Source organism: Rothia uropygialis (assembly GCF_004137765.1).
Lineage (GTDB): Bacteria > Actinomycetota > Actinomycetes > Actinomycetales > Micrococcaceae > Rothia.
Window position 1 is genome coordinate 525,571 of sequence record NZ_NOIS01000003.1, and the last position, 20,818, is coordinate 546,388.

Below are 20,818 nucleotides of genomic sequence, written 5' to 3' on the forward strand. Positions count from 1 at the left end.
TTTAGGAGGTCTCCTCGAGATCGTGAGCGTGCCGGGCGGTCCGTTCATGCATGTGAGCGGCCAGGGTGGAGATGTCTTCCAGGCGCTGTGCGATGCGGTCGAGCTCGGTTCCGGGATTGAGCAGCGTCAGCTTGAGGCAGGGGCGGCCCCCGATCACCGTCTTGGCGACGAGGACTCGGCCGGACTCCTGGAAGTGGCGACGGATGGGAGCCACCAGCGCATCAGCATCAGGATCCGAGACGCCCTCAGGCTGCCATCGGAAGACCACGGTAGAAAGGTCCGAGCCCGAGACGAGCTGCAGTGCCGGGTGATTGTCGATCACCTCGTGGACCTCGTGTGCCAGGTCGATGACGCGATCGACGGCCTGACCGACGGCGCCCGCCCCGGTGCCCCGAAGGGTCGCGAAGAGTTTGAGGGCGTCAAACCGGCGGGTGGTCTGAAGGGATTTGTCTACCTGGTTGGGCTCGTCCGATTCCTCAGGGTTGAGATAATCGGCGTGCCAGGTGCCCAGTCGGAAGTCTTTCGGGTTATGGAGGATCAGCGCTGAGGAAGAAACCGGCTGGAAGAAACCCTTGTGAAAGTCCACGGTGACGCTCCGGGCCCGATCGAGGCCGGCGAGCAGGTCGCGCCGTGTAGGGGAGACGAGCAAAGCTCCACCATAGGCGGCGTCGGCATGGAACCAGATGTCGTAGCGTTCCGCAATCTTGGCGATCTGAGGCAACGGATCGATCATTCCGCGGTCGGTGGTTCCGGCGGTCGCGCTGATCGCCATGGGAATCTTTCCGGCGCTCAGTGCATCCCTGAGGTGTTGTTCCAACGAGGCCGGGTCCATGCGTCCCTCGGCATTCGAGCCGACCGTGACGACGGCGTCGTCGGCCAGCCCCAGGAGCAGGGCCGACTTGTCCACGCTGAAATGGCTTTCTTCGCTGGTCAGGATGATCAATCGGGACTGACGTTCACTGCGCTGCGCTCCTCGGAACCCCTGCAATGCTGCTTCGCGGGCCAGGAAAAGCGCGTGGAGGTTCGACTGTGTGCCGCCGGAGGTGAAAACCCCGTCGCCTTGGGGAAAGCCGATCTTCTGCGCGGTCCAGTCGATGAGTCGGCGTTCGATGAGAGTTCCGATCCGTGATTGGTCGAAGGTATCCACCGAGGTATTGACCGCGGCCAGTGCCGTCTCCGCGGCGACCGCGTTGACGTCCACCGGGCAGTTCAGATGCGCGAGGTAGTCCGGGTGATGGAACCACACGGCCTCTTCCAGAAAGAGCCGGTCGATTTCCTCCACGGCACGGGCGCCGCCGATGGGCTCTGCGTCCAGGTTCATTTCATCGACACGGCGGCGTAATTCCGCGATGGGGGTGTTCGTGGCAGGTGCCTGGGTTGTCTCGAAGCGTCGAGCAATGCGCTCCGACATGTCCGAAACGAGACCCATGTACTCGGCTGCGGAATCTGCGCCCAGGAGGTCCAAACGACCCGTCAAAGCTGTATCAAGTGGACTCAATTTTAGGTAAGCCTATCCATAGAGTATTGGTTCACCTGAGAAGCTAACAGAAGCGCGGAGGCAGGTTCTACTGATTAAAAGCGCAGGTCACAGCCCAGTTGGACCGGAAGCCGTTTGAATCATAGGAAGGTTCGCTAATTATTGCGTGACATGTAAAGTAATTCCCGGACCTATGCGATATATCACCGGAAGAATTCGCTGGGAATTGCCCGAGGAGGGGCCGGGCGTTGACGGGAATCCGAGCTCTCGGGCAAATCTCCTGCGGTTCTCGGGAAGGATTAGAGCCGGTTGGCCCAATCGTTGACGGGAAGGACCTCCGCCTGGCTCGGGAAGACCTTCTGGGTCAGAACCCGGTGCACCTCTTCGTCGCGATCCGCGCACGCGTCCTCCAGGACAATGATCCGGTAATCGAGGTCTGCGGCCTGACGGAGGGTCGAGAGCACGACGCCGGAGGTTGCGATTCCGGCCATGACCAGCGTGTCCGCCCCTGTTGCGCGGAGGAGTACGTCGAGATCGCTTCCGCTGAAGGCGCTGAAGCGCCGTTTGAGCACAACCGGTTCGTCCTCGCGCGGGGACAGGGCCGGATGAATCTGGGTTTCAGCATTCTCCTGCGTCATGGCATCGCCCCGTGTCTCGGCAATCCCCGAAAATGTGGGGCTGCTGGCGGTTTCGGGGTAGCCGGGGCGGAAGGCGACGCGAACCCAGAGAACCGGGATTCCTGCGGTCCGAGCCGCGTCGATCGCGTGTGCTGCGTTTTCGAGCACTCCGGTTCCTTCGAATGCGCCAGCGATGCCGTTCTGGAAGTCCATGGCAAGAAGTGCGGGGGTGTTGGTGGTCATTTCGGGCCTCCTGAGGCATAGATAGCTTTGCTAAGCACTATAGTGAGGTTGGCTGAGTATTCACCCCGCTCTGAGAAGCTGATGCCATTTTGAATTCGCTGACCGACAGGCGAAACCCTCGACCGGACCGCTTTGACCGGCGTCTTTACGCGCCCATGATGCTGGGAGCGATCCTCAACCCCATAAACTCGTCGATCATTGCGGTGGCCCTGGTGCCGATCGGTATCGCACTGGGAGCGCCGGCCTCTGAAACTGCCTGGCTCGTTTCCGCGCTGTACGTTGCGACGGCCATCGGACAACCCCTGATGGGCAGTTTGATCGACCAGTTCGGGTCCAAACGCCTGTTCCTCATCGGCGCATTCCTGACGACCGTTGCTGGAATCCTTGGCGCACTGGCACCGAATATTTGGGTCCTGATGGTCGCCAGGGTGGTGCTGGGCTTCGGTACGTGTGCCGGGTATCCCTCAGCGATGCGACTGATCAAATACGAATCTCATCGCACCGGAATCGAAACCCCAGCGGCCGTGCTCTCGGTGCTGACGATTACGACCCAAGTCATTTCGGTCATCGGCCCGACTCTCGGAGGCGCCTTGATCGGCCTCGGCGGCTGGCGGAGCACCATGACGATCAATGTCGTACTGGGTGCAGCGGCGTTCATTCTCGGCGCCTTGTTCCTTCCGGCCCACGATTCACCGGAGGACTCGGAGGTCACCACGAGCACCGACCTGATCGGTATCCTCTTGTTCTCGGTCACGCTCATCTCGGCTCTGCTGTTCTTCATGAATCTTGCCTGGCCGCTGGCTTGGTTGCTGTTGGTCTCCGCGGCCTTCGGCGTGGCCTTCGCCTGGTGGGAGATGAAACGTCGGTCGCCGTTCATCGATGTTCGCGTCTTTGCCGGAAACTTACCGTTGATGGCGACCTATGTGAGGGCCTTCTTGGCCCAATCCGTCTCCTACGCGTTCATCTACGGATACACCCAGTGGCTCGAGCAAGGACGCGGACTGTCCGCCTCGACCGCGGGGCTTCTCCTGCTGCCGACCTTTGGTACCGGGATTCTCGTGACCTTGTTGACCGGCCGTTTCGCTGAAGTTCGTCTCAAACTGAAGGTGGGGGCCCTAGCCCAAATCGTGGCCTGCGCCCTGATCATCACCCTTGCCGACGACGCGCCCGTATGGCTCCTGGTGGCCGTTGCCCTGATTCTCGGGATACCCCAGGGCCTGGTGAGCTTGGCCAACCAGAATGCCGTTTATTTCCAGGCAAGAGAAGACAAAATCGGGGCTTCGGCCGGCCTGCTCCGAACGTTCATGTATTTCGGCGCGATGGCGGCGTCGTCGGCTTCGGGCCTTTTCTTCGGGCAGAAGGCCACGACCCCCGGACTTCATGAATTGGGTCTGTTCATGATCGTCCTCGCGTCACTTTTTGCGGTGATGACCTGGGCCGATCGGTCTCTCCGCCGGGCACGGGCTTGACCAGGGGTGTATAAAAGGGACGTGACTTGCTCAGGTATCGATGCCCTAAGGCGTCAGGAGGTTGTCGGCGGATTGACCGTCGACACCAGATAGCCCCGTTCCCGCCGGTTGCAGCCTTGATGACGCCGCAACCTGCGATGACCTGTGCCCGACGAGAAGCCGCCACGAGTCGGCCGTCGAGGCATTGTGCACAAGACATTTCCGCGCAGCCCCGTCCGGGGAACACGTCTGCGCACCACCACGTCAATGGGGTATTGACCATGCAGCAACACACTGAGTCAGAAATCCGCAAGAGCTTCATCAATTGTTCTAAGGGCGCCGCTCAGCGGCTCAACGTTCCGAAGGAGCTTGCCACCACGGACTGGGAATCCGAAATATTCCTCGGTTGGATCGACCCGAAGTCGCCGCAGAGCGCATATGTCGTCGCCGAAACCGAGGCCGGTCTTCGGGGTATTGTCCTTCATAAGAACGTTCAGAAGAGCAGAGGCGGGGCGCAAATGTGCCAGCTCTGCATGACCCTTCATCCGGGCAGTGGTGTCTCGATGTATTCCATCCAGCGAGCCAAGGGCAAGAAAGACCACTACAACACGGTGGGCACGTACATTTGTTCCGATCTGCGCTGTTCCGATTACACCTGGGGCAAGAAGAAGCCCGATGGGGTGCGTCAGATGGAAGAGACTCTCACCGCTGAGGAGCGTTCCGAACGTACTCGTCGGAACGCCGCCGGTTTGATCGAGCGCGTCGCCGAAAAGATGAGTTAGGCGGTCGGTCAAGGAGCCGCGCATGGGTTATGAAAGCAGTAGGATTCTGAATATGCCCATTGCACACACTTCTGCCCAGCACGGCTCCAAGGTCGTCGGTCTCGGTCATTTCCAGCCTGAGAAGGTCCTCACGAATTTCGACATCGCCAAGATGGTCGACACGAGCGACGAGTGGATTCAGTCCCGCACCGGGATTGTCGAAAGGCATATCGCCTCCGAAGACGAGTCCGTGGCCGATCTCGCCGTGGGTGCCGCCCGGATGGCCCTCGAGGACGCTGGTCTTCACGATGTCGATTTGGTCGTGCTGGCAAGCACGACCGCAACGGACCGAAGCCCCAACACGGCGGGTCGCGTGAGCCAGCGCCTCGGCTTCACCGCCCCAGCCATCATGGACGTCAATACTGCGTGCTCAGGCTTCGAATACGCGATGGGCATAGCCGATCAGGCGATTCGCGCCGGAAGCGCAGAGACCGCGCTGGTCATCGGCTCCGAGAAGCTCAGCGCCGTGACCGACTGGACCGACCGGCGGACATGCATTCTGACGGCCGACGGCGCCGGCGCCGTGGTCCTGCAGAAGTCCGAGGCGCCCGAGGTCAGCCAGACCATTTGGGGATCGGTCCCTTCCATGGCAGATGCCGTGGTCATCCACGGTGACCCCGAATTCTTCACCCAAGACGGCCGCCAGGTCATGCGGTGGGCTTTCACCGACGCGGCCAAGCAGGCACACAAGGTTCTCGACGCCGCCGGCCTGAGCTTGGAGGACATCGACGTCTTCGCTTTCCACCAGGCCAATCTCCGCCTGGTCGAACCCTTGGCCAAGGCACTTAAAGTCACGGACAAGCAGATCGTCATCAAGGACGTCATCGAGTCCGGAAACACCTCGGCGGCGAGTGTTCCCTTGGGCCTCTCCAAGTACTGGCACCGAGGAGACTTACCGCGAGGAGGCATGGCTCTTCTCCTCGGCTTCGGCGGTGGCTTCGCCTTCGCCGGCCAGGTCGTCAGACTCCCCGAATAGGACCGGCCGCTCGGCGTCCTGGTCAGCTGTTCCGCAATGCCTTGTGGAGGACCGGATCCAGCGCGATCATGCCGGCGATCAGTCCCCTTAGATCGGGGGCTCAGGACCGGTCTGATTTCCAAGGGAATGAACCTGCCACCCGTGGATAACTCGTACTTGTTTGGTCGATCGTGAAGCCATCGACATCAAACCAGGAGGTCCTGCCGGTGCAGTCGGTTCTCCACAGCCGGACGCGCGGCGTCGACTCATAATGGTCGAGCCCGCACCGCAGCGATTGTGGTCCCCTTCCCTTGAGGTGGAACGCACCGTGGAGGCGTACGGCCGCACCGATCCTCGTTGGCCGACCACCTGAACGCAGGAGAAGGCAGCGGCGCCGGCATCGAAAAACCCTAGTAACACTGCGGATTCATCAAGACATGAAGCCGACATACGGCGTCACACCCGAAACCGCGAGAAATACCTTCTGCGCATTCGGGTCGTGTCTCCTAGCCTCGATCTCAACGGCTTGCCCCAAGAATCGAGGCCCCATGACCGAAAACCTGTCCGCAAACCTTCCGACCGATTACCCGGCTCTGGCGAAATATTTCGCCCCGCTCTTCGAGAGCATCGCGCAAGGGTCTCTCCAGCGCGACCTTGAGCGGCGCCTCCCGTTCGACGAAATCCAACAGCTCGACGCCGCGGGGTTCAGCACGCTGCGAGTCCCGGCCGAGCACGGAGGCCCCGGTGTCAGCATCGAAACTTTCGTTCGACTCCTCATCGACCTTGCCGCCGCGGACGCGAACGTCGCACACGTCTACCGTTCCCACTACGGCTTCGTCGAGTCCCTGCGTTTTCAGCCGCGAACAATTCAGGACGCCTGGTATCCCCGTGTTCTGTCGGGGGAGACGGTGGGCAATGCTTCCACCGAGAGGGGAAGCAACCAGCTGGGTTCGCTGAATACCCGCCTCACCAACACCGTCGACGGATGGCGTGTGAAGGGAGAAAAGTATTACACCACCGGAACCATCTTCTCGGATTACACGCGCGTCTCGGCTTCCCTGGCGGAAGGGGAGGGGCGTCGTTTCGCCGTAGTCCGCATTGATGCCCCTGGCGTGAAAATCGCTGACGACTGGGACGGATTCGGCCAGCGCCTCACCGGTACGGGAACCACCACGCTCGAGAACGTCGCGGTCGAAGAAGCAGGTCTCCTGGACCGTGTTACGGGTTCCCCCGAAGCCGTCCACGAGGCCGCGTTCTTCCAGCTCGTTCTCTTGGCCGTTATGGCGGGGATTGCCCGTGCCGCTCGCGACGACGCCGCCGGTTCGGTTGCGCGACGGGCTCGCACTTTCAACACCGGCTCGGGGCTTCCATTTCGCGAAGACCCCTTGATCCAGGAAGCGACGGGACGGATCGCCGCCAAGGCATTCACCGCCGAATCGGTCGTGACCCAGACAGCCCGAATCCTCGACGAGGGGATCCGTTCCGCGGAAGCGGCCGGGGCGACGTCGTCCGAATTCCTGGACGACCCCGACTTTCCCGAGCGCATTCCCGAGGCGTTGTCCTTTTCTGAGGTCGCCGTTGAGCACGCGCAGGTCAGCGTTCCCGAACTCGCTCTCGGCGCGGCACAGGAACTGTTCCTCACCGGAGGCGCCTCCGCGACGTCACGCTCCAAAGGACTGGACCGGCACTGGCGCAACGCCCAGACCGTCGCAACGCACAATCCCATCGCATTCCGTGCCCGTGCGATTGGCGACTACTGGATCAATGGAACCCTTCCCGAGGGCCTCAACGCGATCGGGGACGCGACCAAGGGCCAGACGGTGAAACCATGAGCCAGCAGACTGTCCAAGCACCTTCCGGACACCCGCCGACCGCACGAGGCTCTCGTCCCATCCGCGTCCTCGGGAGCGCCTTCGCCGGAACCACCCTCGAGTGGTACGACTTCTACCTTTACGGCATCGCCGCGGCGATCATTTTCAATAATCAGTATTTCCATGGTTCGACGCCACTGATCAGTTTGCTGGCCTCCTTCGCTACCCTCGCGGTGGGGGTGCTGGCTCGCCCCATCGGCGGAATCATCGCCGGTCACATCGGTGACAGGGTCGGCCGCAAAGCCTTGCTGGTCGTCTCGCTCCTGACGATGGGGCTGTCCTCTTTTCTGATCGGCCTCCTGCCGAATTTCGACACCATCGGTATCTGGGCGCCCATCGGCCTCGTGGTCCTCCGAATCCTCCAAGGGCTCTCCGCCGGCGCGGAGTGGGGAGGCTCGGCGCTGCTAAGCGTCGAGCACGCTCCGGGACACCTCCGCGGCTTCTTCGGTTCCTTCACGCAGATCGGCTCGGCCGGCGGAATGCTTCTGGCCACCGGGCTCTACGCGATCGTCCAGGGGATCTTCACCGACGAGCAATTTGCCTCCTTCGGCTGGCGCGTGCCGTTCCTCGCGTCGGGAATATTCGTGATCGTGGCACTGTGGATCCGCCTGGGTGTCTCGGACGCCGCGGAATTCACTGACATCAAGGGCGCGGGACAAGTCGAACAGGCTCCCGTGTGGACCATGATCAAAAAATACCCGCGGGCCCTGGCCGTGACGACGTTCCTGCGCGTTGCCCAAAACGGAATCTATTACCTCGTCACGGTGTATTTGCTGACGTATCTCAAAGACACCCAGGGCGGTTCGGGACCGGTGCTCACCGCGGTCATGATTGCCTCGGCGATCGGGCTCTTCTCCGGACCGTTCTGGGGGTGGGTCTCCGACAAAGTCGGTCGCCGTCCCATTTCCCTCGCCGGGTACATAGCTATCGGCGTCTTCGGTTGGGCCATTTTCCTCGCGGCCGATGCCGGTAATACCTCGATCCTGCCCTTGATCATCATCGTGGGCCTCGTCTTCGCTCACGACTCGGTGTACGGTCCGCAGGCCGCATGGTTCGCCGAACAGTTCCCCGTCGAGGTGCGCTATTCCGGCGTCAGCATGGGCTACCAACTCGGAACGCTGATCGGTGGCGGTTTGATGCCGTTCACCGCGACCCTCCTCTACGCCTGGGGCGGAGAAACCCCATGGCTCATCACTACCTATCTGTCCGTACTCGTGGTTCTTTCCGTGATCGCGGCCCTCCTGGCCGTGGACCCGGTTCGAACCGCTGTCAAGGAGAACCGATGACCCGCCCTATTCTGATCAACGCCTTCGACATGCTGGTCCCAGTGCACCAGACGCCGGGCTTGTGGCGTCACCCCGAATCCAGAATCTCGGAATTCGACCAGCTGTCCTACTGGACGGATCTGGCCCGGACCCTGGAGGAAGGCGGATTCGCATCCCTCTTCCTCGCCGATATCCCCGGTATTTACGACGTCTACGGCGGCAACGGGGATGCCACCGCCCGCGGAGGGGTGCAATACCCTCTGCTCGACCCCTTGGTCGTAGTGACCGCCATGGCCCAAGGGACGGAGAATCTCGGTTTTGGCGTCACGGCATCCGTCAGCTATGAACAGCCCTACCTTTTGGCGCGGACCCTGAGCACGTTGGATCACTTCACGGACGGGCGCGTCGCCTGGAATATCGTGACGAGTTATCAGGACTCCGCGGCCAAGAATTTGGGGATGGCCGGCCAGATCCCGCACGACGAGCGCTACGACCGAGCAGACGAGTACATGGAGGTCATGTACAAGCTGTTCGAGGGTTCTTTCGGGCCCGACGCGGTGAAAGCCGACCCCGAGGCGAACGTCTTCGTGGACCCGGAACAGGTGCGTCCGATCGAACACGAAGGCAAGTTCTTCTCGGTCCCCGGTGTAGCCCTGGCTCACCCCGGGCCGCAGGGGACGCCCTTCTTGTTCCAAGCAGGCGCGTCGAAACGAGGCCAAAGGTTCGCCCTGGACCACGCGGAGGCTATCTTCTTCTCCGGAGGCACGCCCGAACTCGTGCGCGGATGGACCACTGCGGTGCGGAACGAGCTGGAAGCTCGAGGGCGTGCGCGCGACTCCATCAAGATTTTCAGCCTGGCGACCGTCGTCGTCGCTGAGACGGACGAACTGGCCGAACAACGGCTCGAAGAATACAAGAAGCTCGTTGACACTGAGGCCACGCTCGCGCTCTTCGGAGGCTGGACGGGCGTCGACCTCTCGGGGGCCGATCCGGATTCCGAGATCGAACACGTCACCACGGACGCGAATCAATCGGCGCTCGCGAGCTTCACGACGCTGTCCCCGAACAAGACATGGACCGTGAGAGACCTCGCGGAATTCGTCGCCATCGGAGGGCGCGGCCCCGTGATCGTCGGCTCCCCCGAAACAGTGGCCGATGAACTCGAACGGTGGATCGAAGAGGCCGACGTGGACGGATTCAACCTGTCCGCGGCCGTGCGTCCCGCGGATCTGGAGCGTTTCTCCCGATTCGTGTCACCGGAATTGCGGCGCCGCGGTCTCCTGGACGAGCCCGAGCCGGGTACGACCCTTCGCGAGCGTATCGGCGGCAACGGGCCTGGGCTGCCGGGTGATCATCGCGGGGCCTCATTTCGAGTCGGGAGTTAGTCGCACAACCCTCGAACTTCACACGGTTTCCCCTCGCCGTCTCCCATTACCCGGCCGAGCCTCGTAATATGTGATTCGCCATCGAAGAGCGATGGCCCGCGAACCGGACTGAGGGACTGAGGTACACGATGGGGAAACCAACCGAGGACCAGACGAGACAGCCTCAGGAGCCCGAGACCCAGCCGCATTTTCGGGGCAGTGTTCCTGCGCCGCCTTTGCCCGGTCAGTTGTGGAAGGATTCATTCGGTCGGGCCTCGATTCGCGCCCTGCAGATCCTGCTGGTCGCCGGGGCCGTGACGCTTCTGGGGTACCTCGTGGTGACCCTGAAGATTGTGACCTTGCCGCTTCTTCTTGCCCTCATCATCGCCTCGGCGATGCACCCGATCATCCGGCTCCTGCGCCGGGCACACTTCAACAGGATCTGGGCCGCGATCACTGCCCTTTTGGGTATTGTTCTGGTGCTCGCCGCGGTGATCTCCTCGGTGGTCATGACTGTGATCTACGAATGGTCGGATCTGGCCGTCCAAACGCAGGAAGGCTTCGGCAAGCTCGTTGCGATCCTGACCGAATGGGGCGTCCCGCTGGACAACACCCACATCCAGGAGTACCTCCACAAGGGCAGTCAATACTTTGAGTCCAACAGCGCCGGTTCGAGTGCGGTCGAAGGGGTCTCCGTGGTCACCGAGCTGGTCGCTGGCGCGCTCCTGATGATCGTGATGCTGTTCTTCTTCCTGCTGGACGGCCCCCGAATGTGGGCTTTCCTGGTGGGTTTTGTTCCGGCACGGCTCAAGACCAGGATCAACGATGCCGGCCATGCAAGCGTTCATGTTCTGGGCAGGTACATCCGCGGAACCGTGATCATTGCGGCGTTCGCGGCGTTCGTGGATCTCATTGCGATGCTGGTCATGGGCGTACCTCTCGCGTTCCCCTTGGCGGCGTTGATCTTTCTCAGCGCGTTCATCCCTATCGTCGGGGCCCTCGTCACCGGTACCTGTGCGGCTCTGGTTGCGCTCGTGGCGGCCGGACCGGCGGCCGCTATCGTGTTGATCATCGTCGTGATCCTCGTGAATCAGATCGAGCACCACATTCTCCAGCCCAAGGTCATGGGATCGGCACTGAGCCTGCACGGCATCGTGATCATCAGCGCGCTCGCGATCGGAGCACATCAGGGTGGAGTTGCGGGCGCACTGTTGGCCGTGCCCATGTCAGCGGTGAGTTGGGCCAGCTACAAGGCTTTCCGATCCACACGGTTCGTCTCCTCCAGGGAGTCCGACCTCGCAAAGGGTCAGGACAGTTTGGAAGAAGGATCTAACGAGGAGGGCACGACGACCTCGTAACCTGTGAAGTCCGACGCGGCATCCTGGGGCGGAGCGCAGTACATTCGGTTCAGTAGGGAACGGTTCGTATAGTGAACACTCGTTCGACTTGTGTGCTGGGACACGCTTACGCTGATTCGAGTTCGCCTCACGATTCCCGTGGGAAGCACAGAACGGCTCCGCTGTGACTCACAGAGTCGTGGCCCTGCGGAGAAAATCGACCGGGTACGAAGGTAGGCTCATGTCCACTCCACGCGATGCGGAAACGGCGGCCTTGCCGACCAAATCCCCCAAACGCGCGGCGCTCGCCGGCTGGATCGGTTCGGCTCTCGAATACTACGATTTCGCGGTGTACGCGACGGCGGCGGCCATCGTGCTCAACCACATCTTTTTCCCAGAAGGCAACGCGGCAGCGGCGGTTCTCCAGTCGATGGGCGTGGCGGGGGTGGCCTACATTGTCCGACCCTTCGGTGCTTTGATCATGGGGCCGCTCTCGGACCGGTTGGGCCGCAAATTCGTGTTGATGATGACGCTTTTCCTGATTGGAGGAGCAACTTTTGCCATCGGCTGTCTGCCGACCTACGGGTCCGTGGGGATCCTGGCCCCGATTCTGCTGATCCTGTGTCGCGTGATCCAAGGACTTTCCGCGGCCGGTGAGCAGGCGTCCGCGATTTCCATGTCCCTCGAACATTCCGAGGATCACAGTCGAGGACTGATCACCAGCTGGTCGCTTCAAGGAACCCAGGCCGGATCCTTGCTGGCCACGGCCGTTTTCATTCCCTTCACCGCTTTCCTGAGCGAAGATCAGCTTTTCGCTTGGGGCTGGCGCGTGCCTTTCTGGGTTTCGGCCTTTGTGGTGCTCGCTGCCTACTTGATCCGCCGGAAACTCGAGGAACCCCCGGCTTTCGAGAAGCACGAACAGAACGAATCGGTCTTGGACCAATCGACCCCGCTCACGGTCACCTTCCGTTATCACAAGGCCGCGATCATCCGCGTGGCTGTGTGCGCGCTGGTCAACACGGTCAACGTGGCCTTTACCGTTTGGGCGATCTCCTATGCGACCAATGGGGTCGGAATCGCTCGATCGACCATGCTCTGGGTTCCGGTCGTGTCCAACACGGTAGGGTTGCTCGTCATCCCGTTGTCGGCAATAGTTTCGGACAAAATCGGGCGCAAACCGGTGTTCGTCCTCGGTGCTGTCTTGTCCGGGGGAATGATGTTCCCGTTCCTCTGGGCCGTATCCGAAGCGAATATTCCACTGGTGTTCCTCTTCGGTGCCCTCGTGCACGGTGGTTTCTACTCGTTCTCCAATGCGACGTGGCCTTCCTTCTACGCGGAGATGTTCCCGACGCCCGTCCGTTCCACGGGCTTGGCCCTCGGAACTCAGGTGGGTTTTGCGATCTCCGGTGGCTTCGTGCCCGTGATTGCCGCAGCACTCAACGGCAGCGACATGAACAACTGGGTCATGCCCGCGCTTTTCGTGTTGCTCGTGTGCCTGTGCGTGGGAGCCGTGGCGCTCACGGCCAAGGAAACCTCCAAGCGTCCGCTGGAAGAGATCGACAACCTGCACATGTCTCGCACGGAAGCGCTCGAGGTCGTACGACTTGAACGCAAGGACGGCGTGGACCCGGAAAGCTCGAATGCCAGCAGCTCGGCCAAGACAAAGGTCATCGATTAGACAGTTGCCCCGGTAGACCGTGAGCTAGCCGGTCGAAGGTCCGTCGTTGCTGGTCGGTGACCGTGAACCTATCTTCGTCCAGCCTCTCCGGATTGCCCGGAAGCCGGTAAGTTTTAGCTGGCATGATGCACACTCCCCACGAGGCAGCCTGGGCTGTCGGAGTCACACACGGAGTGCAGAATCTGACGCCCTGTCCCATGAGGGTTGAGAAACTACAGGTCGAAGCTCGAGCCTCGCCAGGAGCGATGGGGCTATGACTACGACTTTGTGACCTTAACGGGGTCGAGGTGGATCACAACGGAGCGGAGAATCTCGCGCAGGGTGCTACGCTGCTCGACGGTAAGACATGCGAGGACCTGCCTATCGACGCTGGCCATCGCGGTATCCAGGCCGGCGATGAGCGCTGCGCCTTCGGGGGTTGCGTACACCCGTTTCACGCGGTCGTTACCGGCCTTCATGCGCCGCTCCACGAGGCCTCGACGTTCGAGCTTCTGCAACATGCTGGACACGTTCGCTTCGCCACGATGCATTGCACGAGCGACGTCGCGTTGGATCGATCCGGGGTGGTCAATGAGGTAGCCAAGGATGTAACCCTGTTCGAGGCTGATATCGCGTTCACGAATCCATTCCTCGCCTGCACGACCGTGTTCCCGGACGATCTGTCGCATGAAGACGAACGCTTCATCTCTCTCTGGTTTCGCGGCCTTCATCATCGACCCCCGCAAACGGCTGCGATCGTTTCCGCGAGGCATTGATGGCCTGCTTCACTCGGCCGAAGGTAGCCACCGTTTCCTGTGCGGACAGTTCGCTTCCAGGGGGCAATACGAAACCGAAGCCTCGTGTCCGCAACACGTTCTTCGAATGCACTGATATTTACCATCGGCCGCTTCCCCCTCTTGTCACTCTCTTCGTGGAGCCGCACGATAACAACGGCACCGCTTTGATACCTAACACTACACTGCTAAAGTGTATGGTGGCGAAGTTAAATAGTCCACAGGAGCGTCCCGAGGACGGAAGACCACTCGCACGAGGAGACGAAGATGCAACAGAAGCAGCCCGGGTACGTGCTCAAGTTCAAGGCGAAGCCCGGCAAGGGCGACGAGCTCTTCCTGATCTGCACGGACCTGCACTACACGGGAGATCCCGACGGCCCCGTCGACTGGGTTCTCTCCCGCTCGGTCGAAGATCCCGACACGATGTGGGCATTCGAGTTCTACCGCGACGATGCATCCTTCGACCGCCATTACTCGAACCCGGCGCTCGACGAGGGGCACCAGAAGATCATGGATCTGCTCGCGGACGGTCAAGAAGAGTGGGGCGTGCGCGAACATGTCCGTATTGCGTCCTCGAGCTGACCCCAAACTGCGAAGAGCAAGTGGGCAGTACGCGAAGCCTACGCTGCCCGCTTGCCGCATTGTCCGAGAACATTGGCGGTCTCAACCGATACACGCACCAGAGCCTGCAGTGGCAGTGTTTCGGTGTGGAGGCGATCAGCGCCGCCACCACCGGCCGCCAGACGGTAGAGACCAAAAACCTCATCCGGCCAGCTCCTCGAATATCCGGTCGATAACGCGGCGCCGTTGCTCAGAGACCAGAAAGCGGTCTTCATTGAGCCCCTCCGGTGTTCTCCGGAAGTCGATTGCTTGGTCCATAGCCGGGGCCATGGATTCGTGCATCTGCAACGAGTAGTTCTTCTTCAGGCCCAGCACCCAAGGGGCCTCGGAATTGAACTCCGCTACCCAGTTAGCTAGCGCCAGGGAAAGGAAACGATTCTCATCTGTCATTGGGATCAACCCTATATAGGTGCTTATCGGTGGTTAGGCCAGTGGTTCGATGCGTAGACTTCGTACTAGATGCAAGGAGCAGACACGGCAGCGCAACATCCGGAGCCTGACCATTGAGGAGAAGCGGCAGCTCCTTGGGGAGTCACAGGCCCGTCTAGCCGGAGTGAACAAGCTCCTCACGACTTGGTGAACCAGCAACCTCTTTCCGTGGACAACGTCCTTGAAGTCCACGCGATGATTCTCCCCTTAACCCCGGTTCGAGAAGAAGGCGCACTGATCGGCGCGGTGAACAAGCCATGGGCAAGCTACGAAGGTATCGAGCTGTATCCAGATCTCTCGCGACCAAGGCTATCGACTCGGGCTCTACGTATGCATTGGGGCAGGTCTATGCGAATGGTGCGAAACGACCGTCAAGCCGGGCTTCGTAGATCGAGGGAATCGTGAAATTTTTGTGAGTTATTAATAGCATCGAAACCTATGGTGCCCATCATGATGGGCATCATTTTTCGGATTTACCCAAGAGACGGTCACCGATCAGCCCGACCACACATAGCAGTAGAATAATCCCAACCCTCCAAGGTAACTGTTCGGCATTACTATGTAAGCCAAATTTTGGAAGTATATACGGAAAAGTAACCAGTGATGCAAAAATCAATATTGCTGCTATTGCGGTTACTGGTCTGTTATTCTTCTTCGGTTTATTCTCCGGGTGTTCTTTCAACAAATTACCTCACTGTTAATGTTCTACGCACTCTTTATGCGTAATCTTTGCTGCTGAATCTCCAGCATCTTGTTCGAACCATGTCTGTCAGGAAGTCTTACCATCATCTCGGTTCGCACACGGTATTTTGCTGTCGAAATATGGTGCAATGGATGCTCCGATTGCGCCTCCAGCTATCCCGCCTGCGCCTCCACCCAAAGCGCCAATCATGCCTCCGACGATTCCGGTTCCTGCCGCAGCGATTGCTTTTTGATCTTCGGGCGCAAACTTTATGTACACACCCCTATCGTCAGATCCGCTACTTATGTAAGTGTTGGTAGTTGGGTTCCCGCTAGTTGGTTCAACTTCTAGCGCGGACGTGGGTTCAATCGCGCAGATTCCAAAATTTGCAGCAAGGGTAGATGCAAGGGCAATTTTTGAAAATTTAGCAGTCTTCATAGTGGCTCTTTGTTCATAATATAGGCGCTTATTGGTGCCTGATATCTTTTATGTGACCTGTGTTATCATGTGAACAATTCCAACCTACAAGAAGGCTTAATTGATGTCTATGGGGTGTCGCGTGCACGCTGTTGCGCACTTAAGGGACTGATCCGAAGAGGGGTGACAGTGTCACCTAACCGTGCAGCAGACCCCTCCGCCTTGCTCGTAGATGTCGTGGTTGAACCCCTCGCTCGTCAGCCCTTCCCGGATCAGCAGCTAGCGCCACCACATCCACTATCGCGGCCATCCCGTTCGCCCTGATCCAAAACCTACATTTCCTGGCCCTGGCGCCCTTGTTTGCCATCGGTGGCATCGGCATTGAAGTCTTCACCATCTGCTGGATGTCAGCATTGAAAACGAAGATCCCACCTGGGCAACTGGGCAGGATTTCAACATTCGATGCACTCGGTTCCTACGCCGCCACCCCCGTCGGGACCGCAGTGGCAGGCCTGCTCGCAGGCCAGGACACAACCCTTACTCTCAGCATGGCAGCGACCCTGGTGTTGGCCAGCGCCCTCACACCACTGCTCCTCAGTAACGTCCGGCAACTTTGCACATAAAGCCGCAGTAGCCAACCGGTGGTTTCTGCAACGGTCTCTCCTGGTGTCGTGGTTGCCTTTGTTTAATGAGGCGTAGTTGTCCCGTGAGCGTTTGATCGGGGAGCCCACGCCAACGGTGATAACCCATAGATGCCTATGGGTCGTTCGATCGTCTGCCGGTCCACGGTCAGTGGTGGGGTCACGAGGGTGAGCTTCCCATAAGGTGAATCCATGGCAACCGTGGGTACAGTCAGTCCCGTCGGCGCATCAAATGTCGGGGGTTGGTAGGCAAGGAGGGTGCGGGCTGCCCCAAGAAGGCTGATCCGGATGATGCCTGAACTCTCGTTGGCAAGAGAGTCCATGACGTGTGCTGCCATAACGTACCCGGTGGAGTGATCGAGAGCCTGTACCGGCAATGCTCCAGGGCGGGATTCGCGATTAATGCAGTAGGTAGCGATTCCGCAAGCGGCTTGAACGATGGAATCGAATCCAGGCCGTTGCGCCCAGGGACCACGCTCTCCCCATGCCGACAGGGAGGCAATGACAAGATGCGAGTGGCGATCCAGTAGATCATCAGGATCAAGACCGAAGCGTGTCATCGACCCGGGCCGATAGCCAAGTAAGACAACGTCAGCACTCGAGAACAGGGTTTCAAGATTTTCTCGGCAGGTGGCCAGATCGATGGTGGATGATCGTTTGCCCATCCCAGTTGAGAGGTGTTGTTCCAGAAGCTCGGGCCGGTCGGGCGGGTCGATACGCAAGACATCAGCGCCGAGGCAAGCCAGTAGCTGTGAACAGGTCGGGCCCGCGATGACCCGGGTGAAATCCAGAACCCGCACTCCATCAAGCAAGGAACACTCCGATGCCGCAGGCAACGGGGGCCGCTCTTGGTGCTGCTCAACAGCAACCCAAGGGTCATTGGCAGTTGCTACACCCTGGGGGTGGCCACCCCATTGCTGCCCGGTGCGGACCGCCACGGCGATCCCGCGCTCCTGAGTGATCGCGCTTTCAACCTCGAGTGCAGTCCACTCCCTCAAAACGTTGGTGAGTTCATCACTTGTCGATGCCCCGAGTGCCCGAGTGATGGCAGCAGCGTGGTGCGGGTAGTTCGCATGCAACCGCACCCACCCTTTAGCGGTGGGAAAGTATCCGGACATGGGCGCCCAGCCAGACGGTTCGCGACCGTCAACCCGCAGATGCTCGATCGCTGCAAAGGACGCCGCAACCCGTGCAGGACTGGTGTCGAAACGCATCGGCGCGCGTCTCCTCTTCGCCAAGCGTTCGGCGGCCTCTTTGACCTGCACAACGGAGGTCCATGCCAACCGCTCCACATCTAATGAGCAGTCCCACCAGCGACGCGGTTCGAAGTCCATGTTAAAAATTTACTCGCCCCCGCCGATTGTGCTCACAGATAGCGAGACTGGCCTTACCCAACTTGGCCCGTAGTCGTTTCAGACAGTAACTATATGTAGCTCAAACCATCGATGGGTGTACTGGCACATCATCGTCGCACTTTCGAGTAGGTGTTTGGCTATGGGTCTAGGTTCTCAGGCTGTGCAATATCGGTCTATTCTGCACCACCATGCTGGAGCCGACAGAGCACCCCACCGGGAATATCCCCGGCCAAACCTAAAAGACCAGATATGCTTGATCGGCCTCACAGCCGAGTGCACACGACTTACCCCTCTTTCTAAGACGAGCACGGTTATCCACAAGACAGCGCGATCTACCCCAGCGCACTGAGCTGCGCCAGGTAGTCAGCCATACTGCCGTCAATGATCGATTGGTGTACCGCACCAGGGCCAAACATTTCCTCAGAGGCAAAGAGTCCGGAAATCACCGCCAGGACCTGATCAGAGCTCATCGACACAACCGGTGTCGCAGCAATGAAAGCCGCCAGAGGCTGCCCACCCAGGTCCTGCCTCCACGAGTCTCTGCGGAAGGGACGGAACTCACCAAACATCTCTTCGCGCAGGTCGGACGTGGTCTCCATCGAGGACTTCAAAGCTGCGGCTTCGGTAACCGCATCCAAGAACTTGGTCAGTGCCGAGTAGACACCGTTGTGCCCTGCGGATAAGTCTTCGTTTGAGTCTTTTCCAGTCTGGGCAGCGGTGGGCCTCAGAGTGAAGATGAGTTCTTCCGGGTCGAGGTCCAACGCAGTGAAGACACGACGGAGCAACGCAATCTTTCTCTCGGTACTGGTGTTCACCCAGACACCGAGGCTCGGGTCGACCGTGCGCATCACATGGGTCTCCCCATGTTCTGCAGGAGAGGTGGTGAGCAGGGTCTCGGTCTCTGCGAAGTCCAGAAGCCTCGATCGGTTCTGCTGGAGCAGAACTGCCAGCACCTTCGGCACCATGGTTGCCCAATCCGGCACAGTTTCGGAGGCATCGGCGTACTCATAGGCGGTAATTTCTCTGCCGCGGAATGAGGTGTCATCTCCGAGCGGTTCGGTGGGCCGGAGGAGTTCTGGGGGGTGAAAATCCGTCTCAGCAAAGGCCCAGTACTGCAGGGCCTGATGAACGAGTCGATGCGACCGGGTGCGCATGGTCTCCTCAGTCCAGTGCTCTGCTGTCTTGACGTCCGCATTGAGACGGTAGGGAGAGGTGCTGAAGCCCTCCTGCATATCCTTCTTGTTCTGAAAGGAGGAGTTCGAGTAGGCCGAGTTGTAGCCGGTGACGGTGAGATTTCCGATCCGGTTCTCCCAGATACTGTGGATATCCGCAGCGTTCGGTCCAAGTTCTTCCTGCCAGGAGTGGTTGATGGTCTGGGGCATGATGTGCTCCACGGTAAGTTCCCCGGAAGCAATCTTGTCGGCGATGTCCCTGTTGTCCTTCGAATCACCGTTTTCCAGCACGTCGAAGAGGTACTGCCTGTGGTGAGGACGGAGGTGGTAGCAGTCCCTAGTCTCGAAACTCTCTCGGAAATCTGTGTCGGTGGGGAAGCGACCTGACCCCCCGTCACGCCGACGGATGATCCAGGTAAGTAGGTCTGCGTAGTTCTGCCCGTTTGTGCGCAGCCTTCGCAATTCGCTGTATGCGGTGGCGAAGATTTTGTTGAGGCCATTTGCCGCGACCTGGCAGATCACGCGGCGGAAGATATAGGCCTCAATGATCCTGATGACGTCATTGAGATCGTGTTCGGTGATCTCACCACGCCATGCATCAGTGACGACCTGCATGAGCAACGGTTGAACGACGTCACCGACGATGAGGTTGGCTCGACTGAGCCGACGATCAACGAGAGGGAATCCTGTTGTGGCATGCGTAATGGCCTTGCTGGCCTTCGATTGTTCGAACATGTCGTCAAGGATCTGTGGGACGGAGTCTTTGCTTCGCTGGGTGAAACGCTTGAATGCCTCGAAGACATCCGATTCCTTCGGAGTCTTGCTGGTCTTTGCAGTGAGGTACCAGCGGATGAACCAGTCGGTGCGGTAGTCGACGTTTTCTTCTATGGGGTTCCATCGCTGTTCGTAGAGTCGGTTCTGCTCCTCAAGCTTCTGGTTCATCAGGACCAGGTTGCGGATCTTGTCTGCCTCACTGAGGTTCAGCCCGGTGGAGTTTAGTGACTCGAAGATGCGCTGCGGGTCATCGTGTGCCTCTAGATCCAGGTGCATGACCTCTAGGCGTGATACGGCGTCCCAGACCTGGTAGGCGGTGAGGTCGGTAGTTCTCAGACGGTCACGGAAGTAGCGGTAGTTTGCGGTGATATTTGATGAGTCGATGAAGTCAGCCTCGGGGCCGAAGAGAGCCCTATAGGAGGCGGCGTCGTTCTTAACCGGCTTGAGCTTGAACTTGAGATTATTCGGGTTGGCATCCACTAGGAGGTAGTCATCGACGAGTTTGTGCCCTAGGTCAGAGTCCTTCCCCACTTCAATTTCCCCGTTGGCGACGGAATGCGCGATGGCAAGGATGAGGATGCTGATCGTGGTGAGTCGTTGCTGGCCGTCGATAACGATCCAGGTCCAGGAATCTTCGGACTTGCCGACAACAGCGCCGAAGAAGTGCTTCGGCTGCTTCTCCCGGTCAGCGTAGGCAAGAGTCTCCAGATCGTCGAACAAGCGGGCGCACTGCGGCAGGCCCCAGTCGTAGTTGCGCTGGTAGACCGGAATCTCCAGTGTCGAGTTCGCCTTGTTGTAGATCTGCCAGATCTCAGTCGGTTGGCCCTTCATCGGTCTCCTCAACAATGCCGGAAATGTGCTTTCGAAGATCTTTTCAT

The 20,818-nt window shown here is 59.8% G+C and carries 16 protein-coding genes; 9 read left to right on the forward strand and 7 right to left on the reverse strand.

The features are described from left to right. Position 1: 1 nt before the first annotated feature. Both EWV35_RS09115 and EWV35_RS09120 read right to left on the reverse strand, forming a co-directional pair. The gene (locus tag EWV35_RS09115; protein WP_238654337.1) at positions 2–1,498 is read right to left on the reverse strand and encodes a pyridoxal phosphate-dependent decarboxylase family protein; all 1,497 of its coding nucleotides are present in this window, start codon (positions 1,496–1,498) and stop codon (positions 2–4) included. Between the two features lie 278 nt (positions 1,499–1,776). Beyond that, positions 1,777–2,337, reverse strand: a complete 561-nt coding sequence (locus EWV35_RS09120; protein WP_129660826.1) for a cysteine hydrolase family protein — start codon at positions 2,335–2,337, stop codon at positions 1,777–1,779. An 89-nt stretch (positions 2,338–2,426) separates the two neighbouring features. Between EWV35_RS09120 and EWV35_RS09125 the strand changes: the two genes are divergently transcribed. The 8 genes from EWV35_RS09125 (at position 2,427) to EWV35_RS09160 (ending at position 13,076) form a co-directional block, all read left to right on the forward strand. After that, a complete protein-coding gene (locus tag EWV35_RS09125) occupies positions 2,427–3,806 on the forward strand; it encodes an MFS transporter (protein ID WP_202976062.1) in 1,380 nt (459 codons plus the stop codon). 260 nt (positions 3,807–4,066) lie between these two features. Continuing rightward, positions 4,067–4,567 carry an FBP domain-containing protein gene (locus tag EWV35_RS09130; protein ID WP_129660829.1) on the forward strand — a complete coding sequence of 167 codons (501 nt, stop codon included), beginning with the start codon at positions 4,067–4,069 and terminating at the stop codon, positions 4,565–4,567. 52 nt (positions 4,568–4,619) lie between these two features. Beyond that, positions 4,620–5,582 (forward strand): beta-ketoacyl-ACP synthase 3, encoded by a 963-nt coding sequence (locus tag EWV35_RS09135; protein ID WP_129660832.1) that lies wholly within the window; start codon positions 4,620–4,622, stop codon positions 5,580–5,582. A gap of 527 nt (positions 5,583–6,109) precedes the next feature. After that, positions 6,110–7,393, forward strand: coding sequence for an acyl-CoA dehydrogenase family protein (locus EWV35_RS09140; RefSeq protein WP_129660835.1), 1,284 nt, complete (start codon positions 6,110–6,112; stop codon positions 7,391–7,393). Beyond that, positions 7,390–8,718, forward strand: coding sequence for an MFS transporter (locus EWV35_RS09145; RefSeq protein WP_129660838.1), 1,329 nt, complete (start codon positions 7,390–7,392; stop codon positions 8,716–8,718). The genes EWV35_RS09140 and EWV35_RS09145 overlap by 4 nt, the downstream gene beginning before the upstream one ends. Next, positions 8,715–10,082, forward strand: coding sequence for an LLM class flavin-dependent oxidoreductase (locus EWV35_RS09150; protein ID WP_129660841.1), 1,368 nt, complete (start codon positions 8,715–8,717; stop codon positions 10,080–10,082). Before EWV35_RS09145 ends, EWV35_RS09150 begins: the two co-directional genes overlap by 4 nt. A gap of 128 nt (positions 10,083–10,210) precedes the next feature. Further along, positions 10,211–11,419, forward strand: coding sequence for an AI-2E family transporter (locus tag EWV35_RS09155; RefSeq protein ID WP_129660844.1), 1,209 nt, complete (start codon positions 10,211–10,213; stop codon positions 11,417–11,419). 220 nt (positions 11,420–11,639) lie between these two features. After that, entirely contained in the window at positions 11,640–13,076 is a 1,437-nt protein-coding gene (locus EWV35_RS09160) for an MFS transporter (RefSeq protein ID WP_129660847.1), read from the forward strand. 257 nt (positions 13,077–13,333) lie between these two features. Here the strand turns inward: EWV35_RS09160 and EWV35_RS09165 are convergent, their stop codons facing one another. Beyond that, complete coding sequence (locus EWV35_RS09165; protein ID WP_129660850.1) at positions 13,334–13,744, reverse strand: MarR family winged helix-turn-helix transcriptional regulator; 411 nt, start codon at positions 13,742–13,744, stop codon at positions 13,334–13,336. Between the two features lie 372 nt (positions 13,745–14,116). Between EWV35_RS09165 and EWV35_RS09170 the strand changes: the two genes are divergently transcribed. Next, positions 14,117–14,431: a putative quinol monooxygenase gene (locus EWV35_RS09170; protein WP_129660854.1), complete on the forward strand. Its 315-nt coding sequence runs from the start codon at positions 14,117–14,119 to the stop codon at positions 14,429–14,431. Positions 14,432–14,611: 180 nt separating this feature from the next. On the opposite strand, the gene EWV35_RS09175 is transcribed toward EWV35_RS09170, so the two are convergent. The 4 genes from EWV35_RS09175 to EWV35_RS09190 all read right to left on the reverse strand — a co-directional run bounded on the left by EWV35_RS09175 (position 14,612) and on the right by EWV35_RS09190 (position 20,771). After that, the gene (locus tag EWV35_RS09175; protein ID WP_129660857.1) at positions 14,612–14,860 is read right to left on the reverse strand and encodes a hypothetical protein; all 249 of its coding nucleotides are present in this window, start codon (positions 14,858–14,860) and stop codon (positions 14,612–14,614) included. A gap of 808 nt (positions 14,861–15,668) precedes the next feature. Beyond that, on the reverse strand, positions 15,669–16,019 hold the full coding sequence (locus EWV35_RS09180) for a hypothetical protein (RefSeq protein ID WP_129660860.1): 351 nt from the start codon (positions 16,017–16,019) through the stop codon (positions 15,669–15,671). A gap of 664 nt (positions 16,020–16,683) precedes the next feature. Then, positions 16,684–17,973 (reverse strand): CoA transferase, encoded by a 1,290-nt coding sequence (locus tag EWV35_RS09185; protein WP_129660863.1) that lies wholly within the window; start codon positions 17,971–17,973, stop codon positions 16,684–16,686. Between the two features lie 353 nt (positions 17,974–18,326). Next, positions 18,327–20,771 carry a DUF262 domain-containing protein gene (locus EWV35_RS09190; protein WP_129660866.1) on the reverse strand — a complete coding sequence of 815 codons (2,445 nt, stop codon included), beginning with the start codon at positions 20,769–20,771 and terminating at the stop codon, positions 18,327–18,329. Between the last annotated feature and the right edge of the window lie 47 nt (positions 20,772–20,818).

What these genes read in the sequence shown, in the direction of transcription:
- EWV35_RS09120 (WP_129660826.1), bottom strand. Translation starts at nt 2,337, where the DNA reads ATGACCACCAACACCCCCGCACTTCTTGCCATGGACTTCCAGAACGGC.
- EWV35_RS09130 (WP_129660829.1), top strand. Translation starts at nt 4,067, where the DNA reads ATGCAGCAACACACTGAGTCAGAAATCCGCAAGAGCTTCATCAATTGT.
- EWV35_RS09135 (WP_129660832.1), top strand. Translation starts at nt 4,620, where the DNA reads ATGCCCATTGCACACACTTCTGCCCAGCACGGCTCCAAGGTCGTCGGT.
- EWV35_RS09140 (WP_129660835.1), top strand. Translation starts at nt 6,110, where the DNA reads ATGACCGAAAACCTGTCCGCAAACCTTCCGACCGATTACCCGGCTCTG.
- EWV35_RS09145 (WP_129660838.1), top strand. Translation starts at nt 7,390, where the DNA reads ATGAGCCAGCAGACTGTCCAAGCACCTTCCGGACACCCGCCGACCGCA.
- EWV35_RS09150 (WP_129660841.1), top strand. Translation starts at nt 8,715, where the DNA reads ATGACCCGCCCTATTCTGATCAACGCCTTCGACATGCTGGTCCCAGTG.
- EWV35_RS09155 (WP_129660844.1), top strand. Translation starts at nt 10,211, where the DNA reads ATGGGGAAACCAACCGAGGACCAGACGAGACAGCCTCAGGAGCCCGAG.
- EWV35_RS09160 (WP_129660847.1), top strand. Translation starts at nt 11,640, where the DNA reads ATGTCCACTCCACGCGATGCGGAAACGGCGGCCTTGCCGACCAAATCC.
- EWV35_RS09165 (WP_129660850.1), bottom strand. Translation starts at nt 13,744, where the DNA reads ATGCGACAGATCGTCCGGGAACACGGTCGTGCAGGCGAGGAATGGATT.
- EWV35_RS09170 (WP_129660854.1), top strand. Translation starts at nt 14,117, where the DNA reads ATGCAACAGAAGCAGCCCGGGTACGTGCTCAAGTTCAAGGCGAAGCCC.
- EWV35_RS09175 (WP_129660857.1), bottom strand. Translation starts at nt 14,860, where the DNA reads ATGACAGATGAGAATCGTTTCCTTTCCCTGGCGCTAGCTAACTGGGTA.
- EWV35_RS09180 (WP_129660860.1), bottom strand. Translation starts at nt 16,019, where the DNA reads ATGAAGACTGCTAAATTTTCAAAAATTGCCCTTGCATCTACCCTTGCT.
- EWV35_RS09185 (WP_129660863.1), bottom strand. Translation starts at nt 17,973, where the DNA reads ATGGACTTCGAACCGCGTCGCTGGTGGGACTGCTCATTAGATGTGGAG.
- EWV35_RS09190 (WP_129660866.1), bottom strand. Translation starts at nt 20,771, where the DNA reads ATGAAGGGCCAACCGACTGAGATCTGGCAGATCTACAACAAGGCGAAC.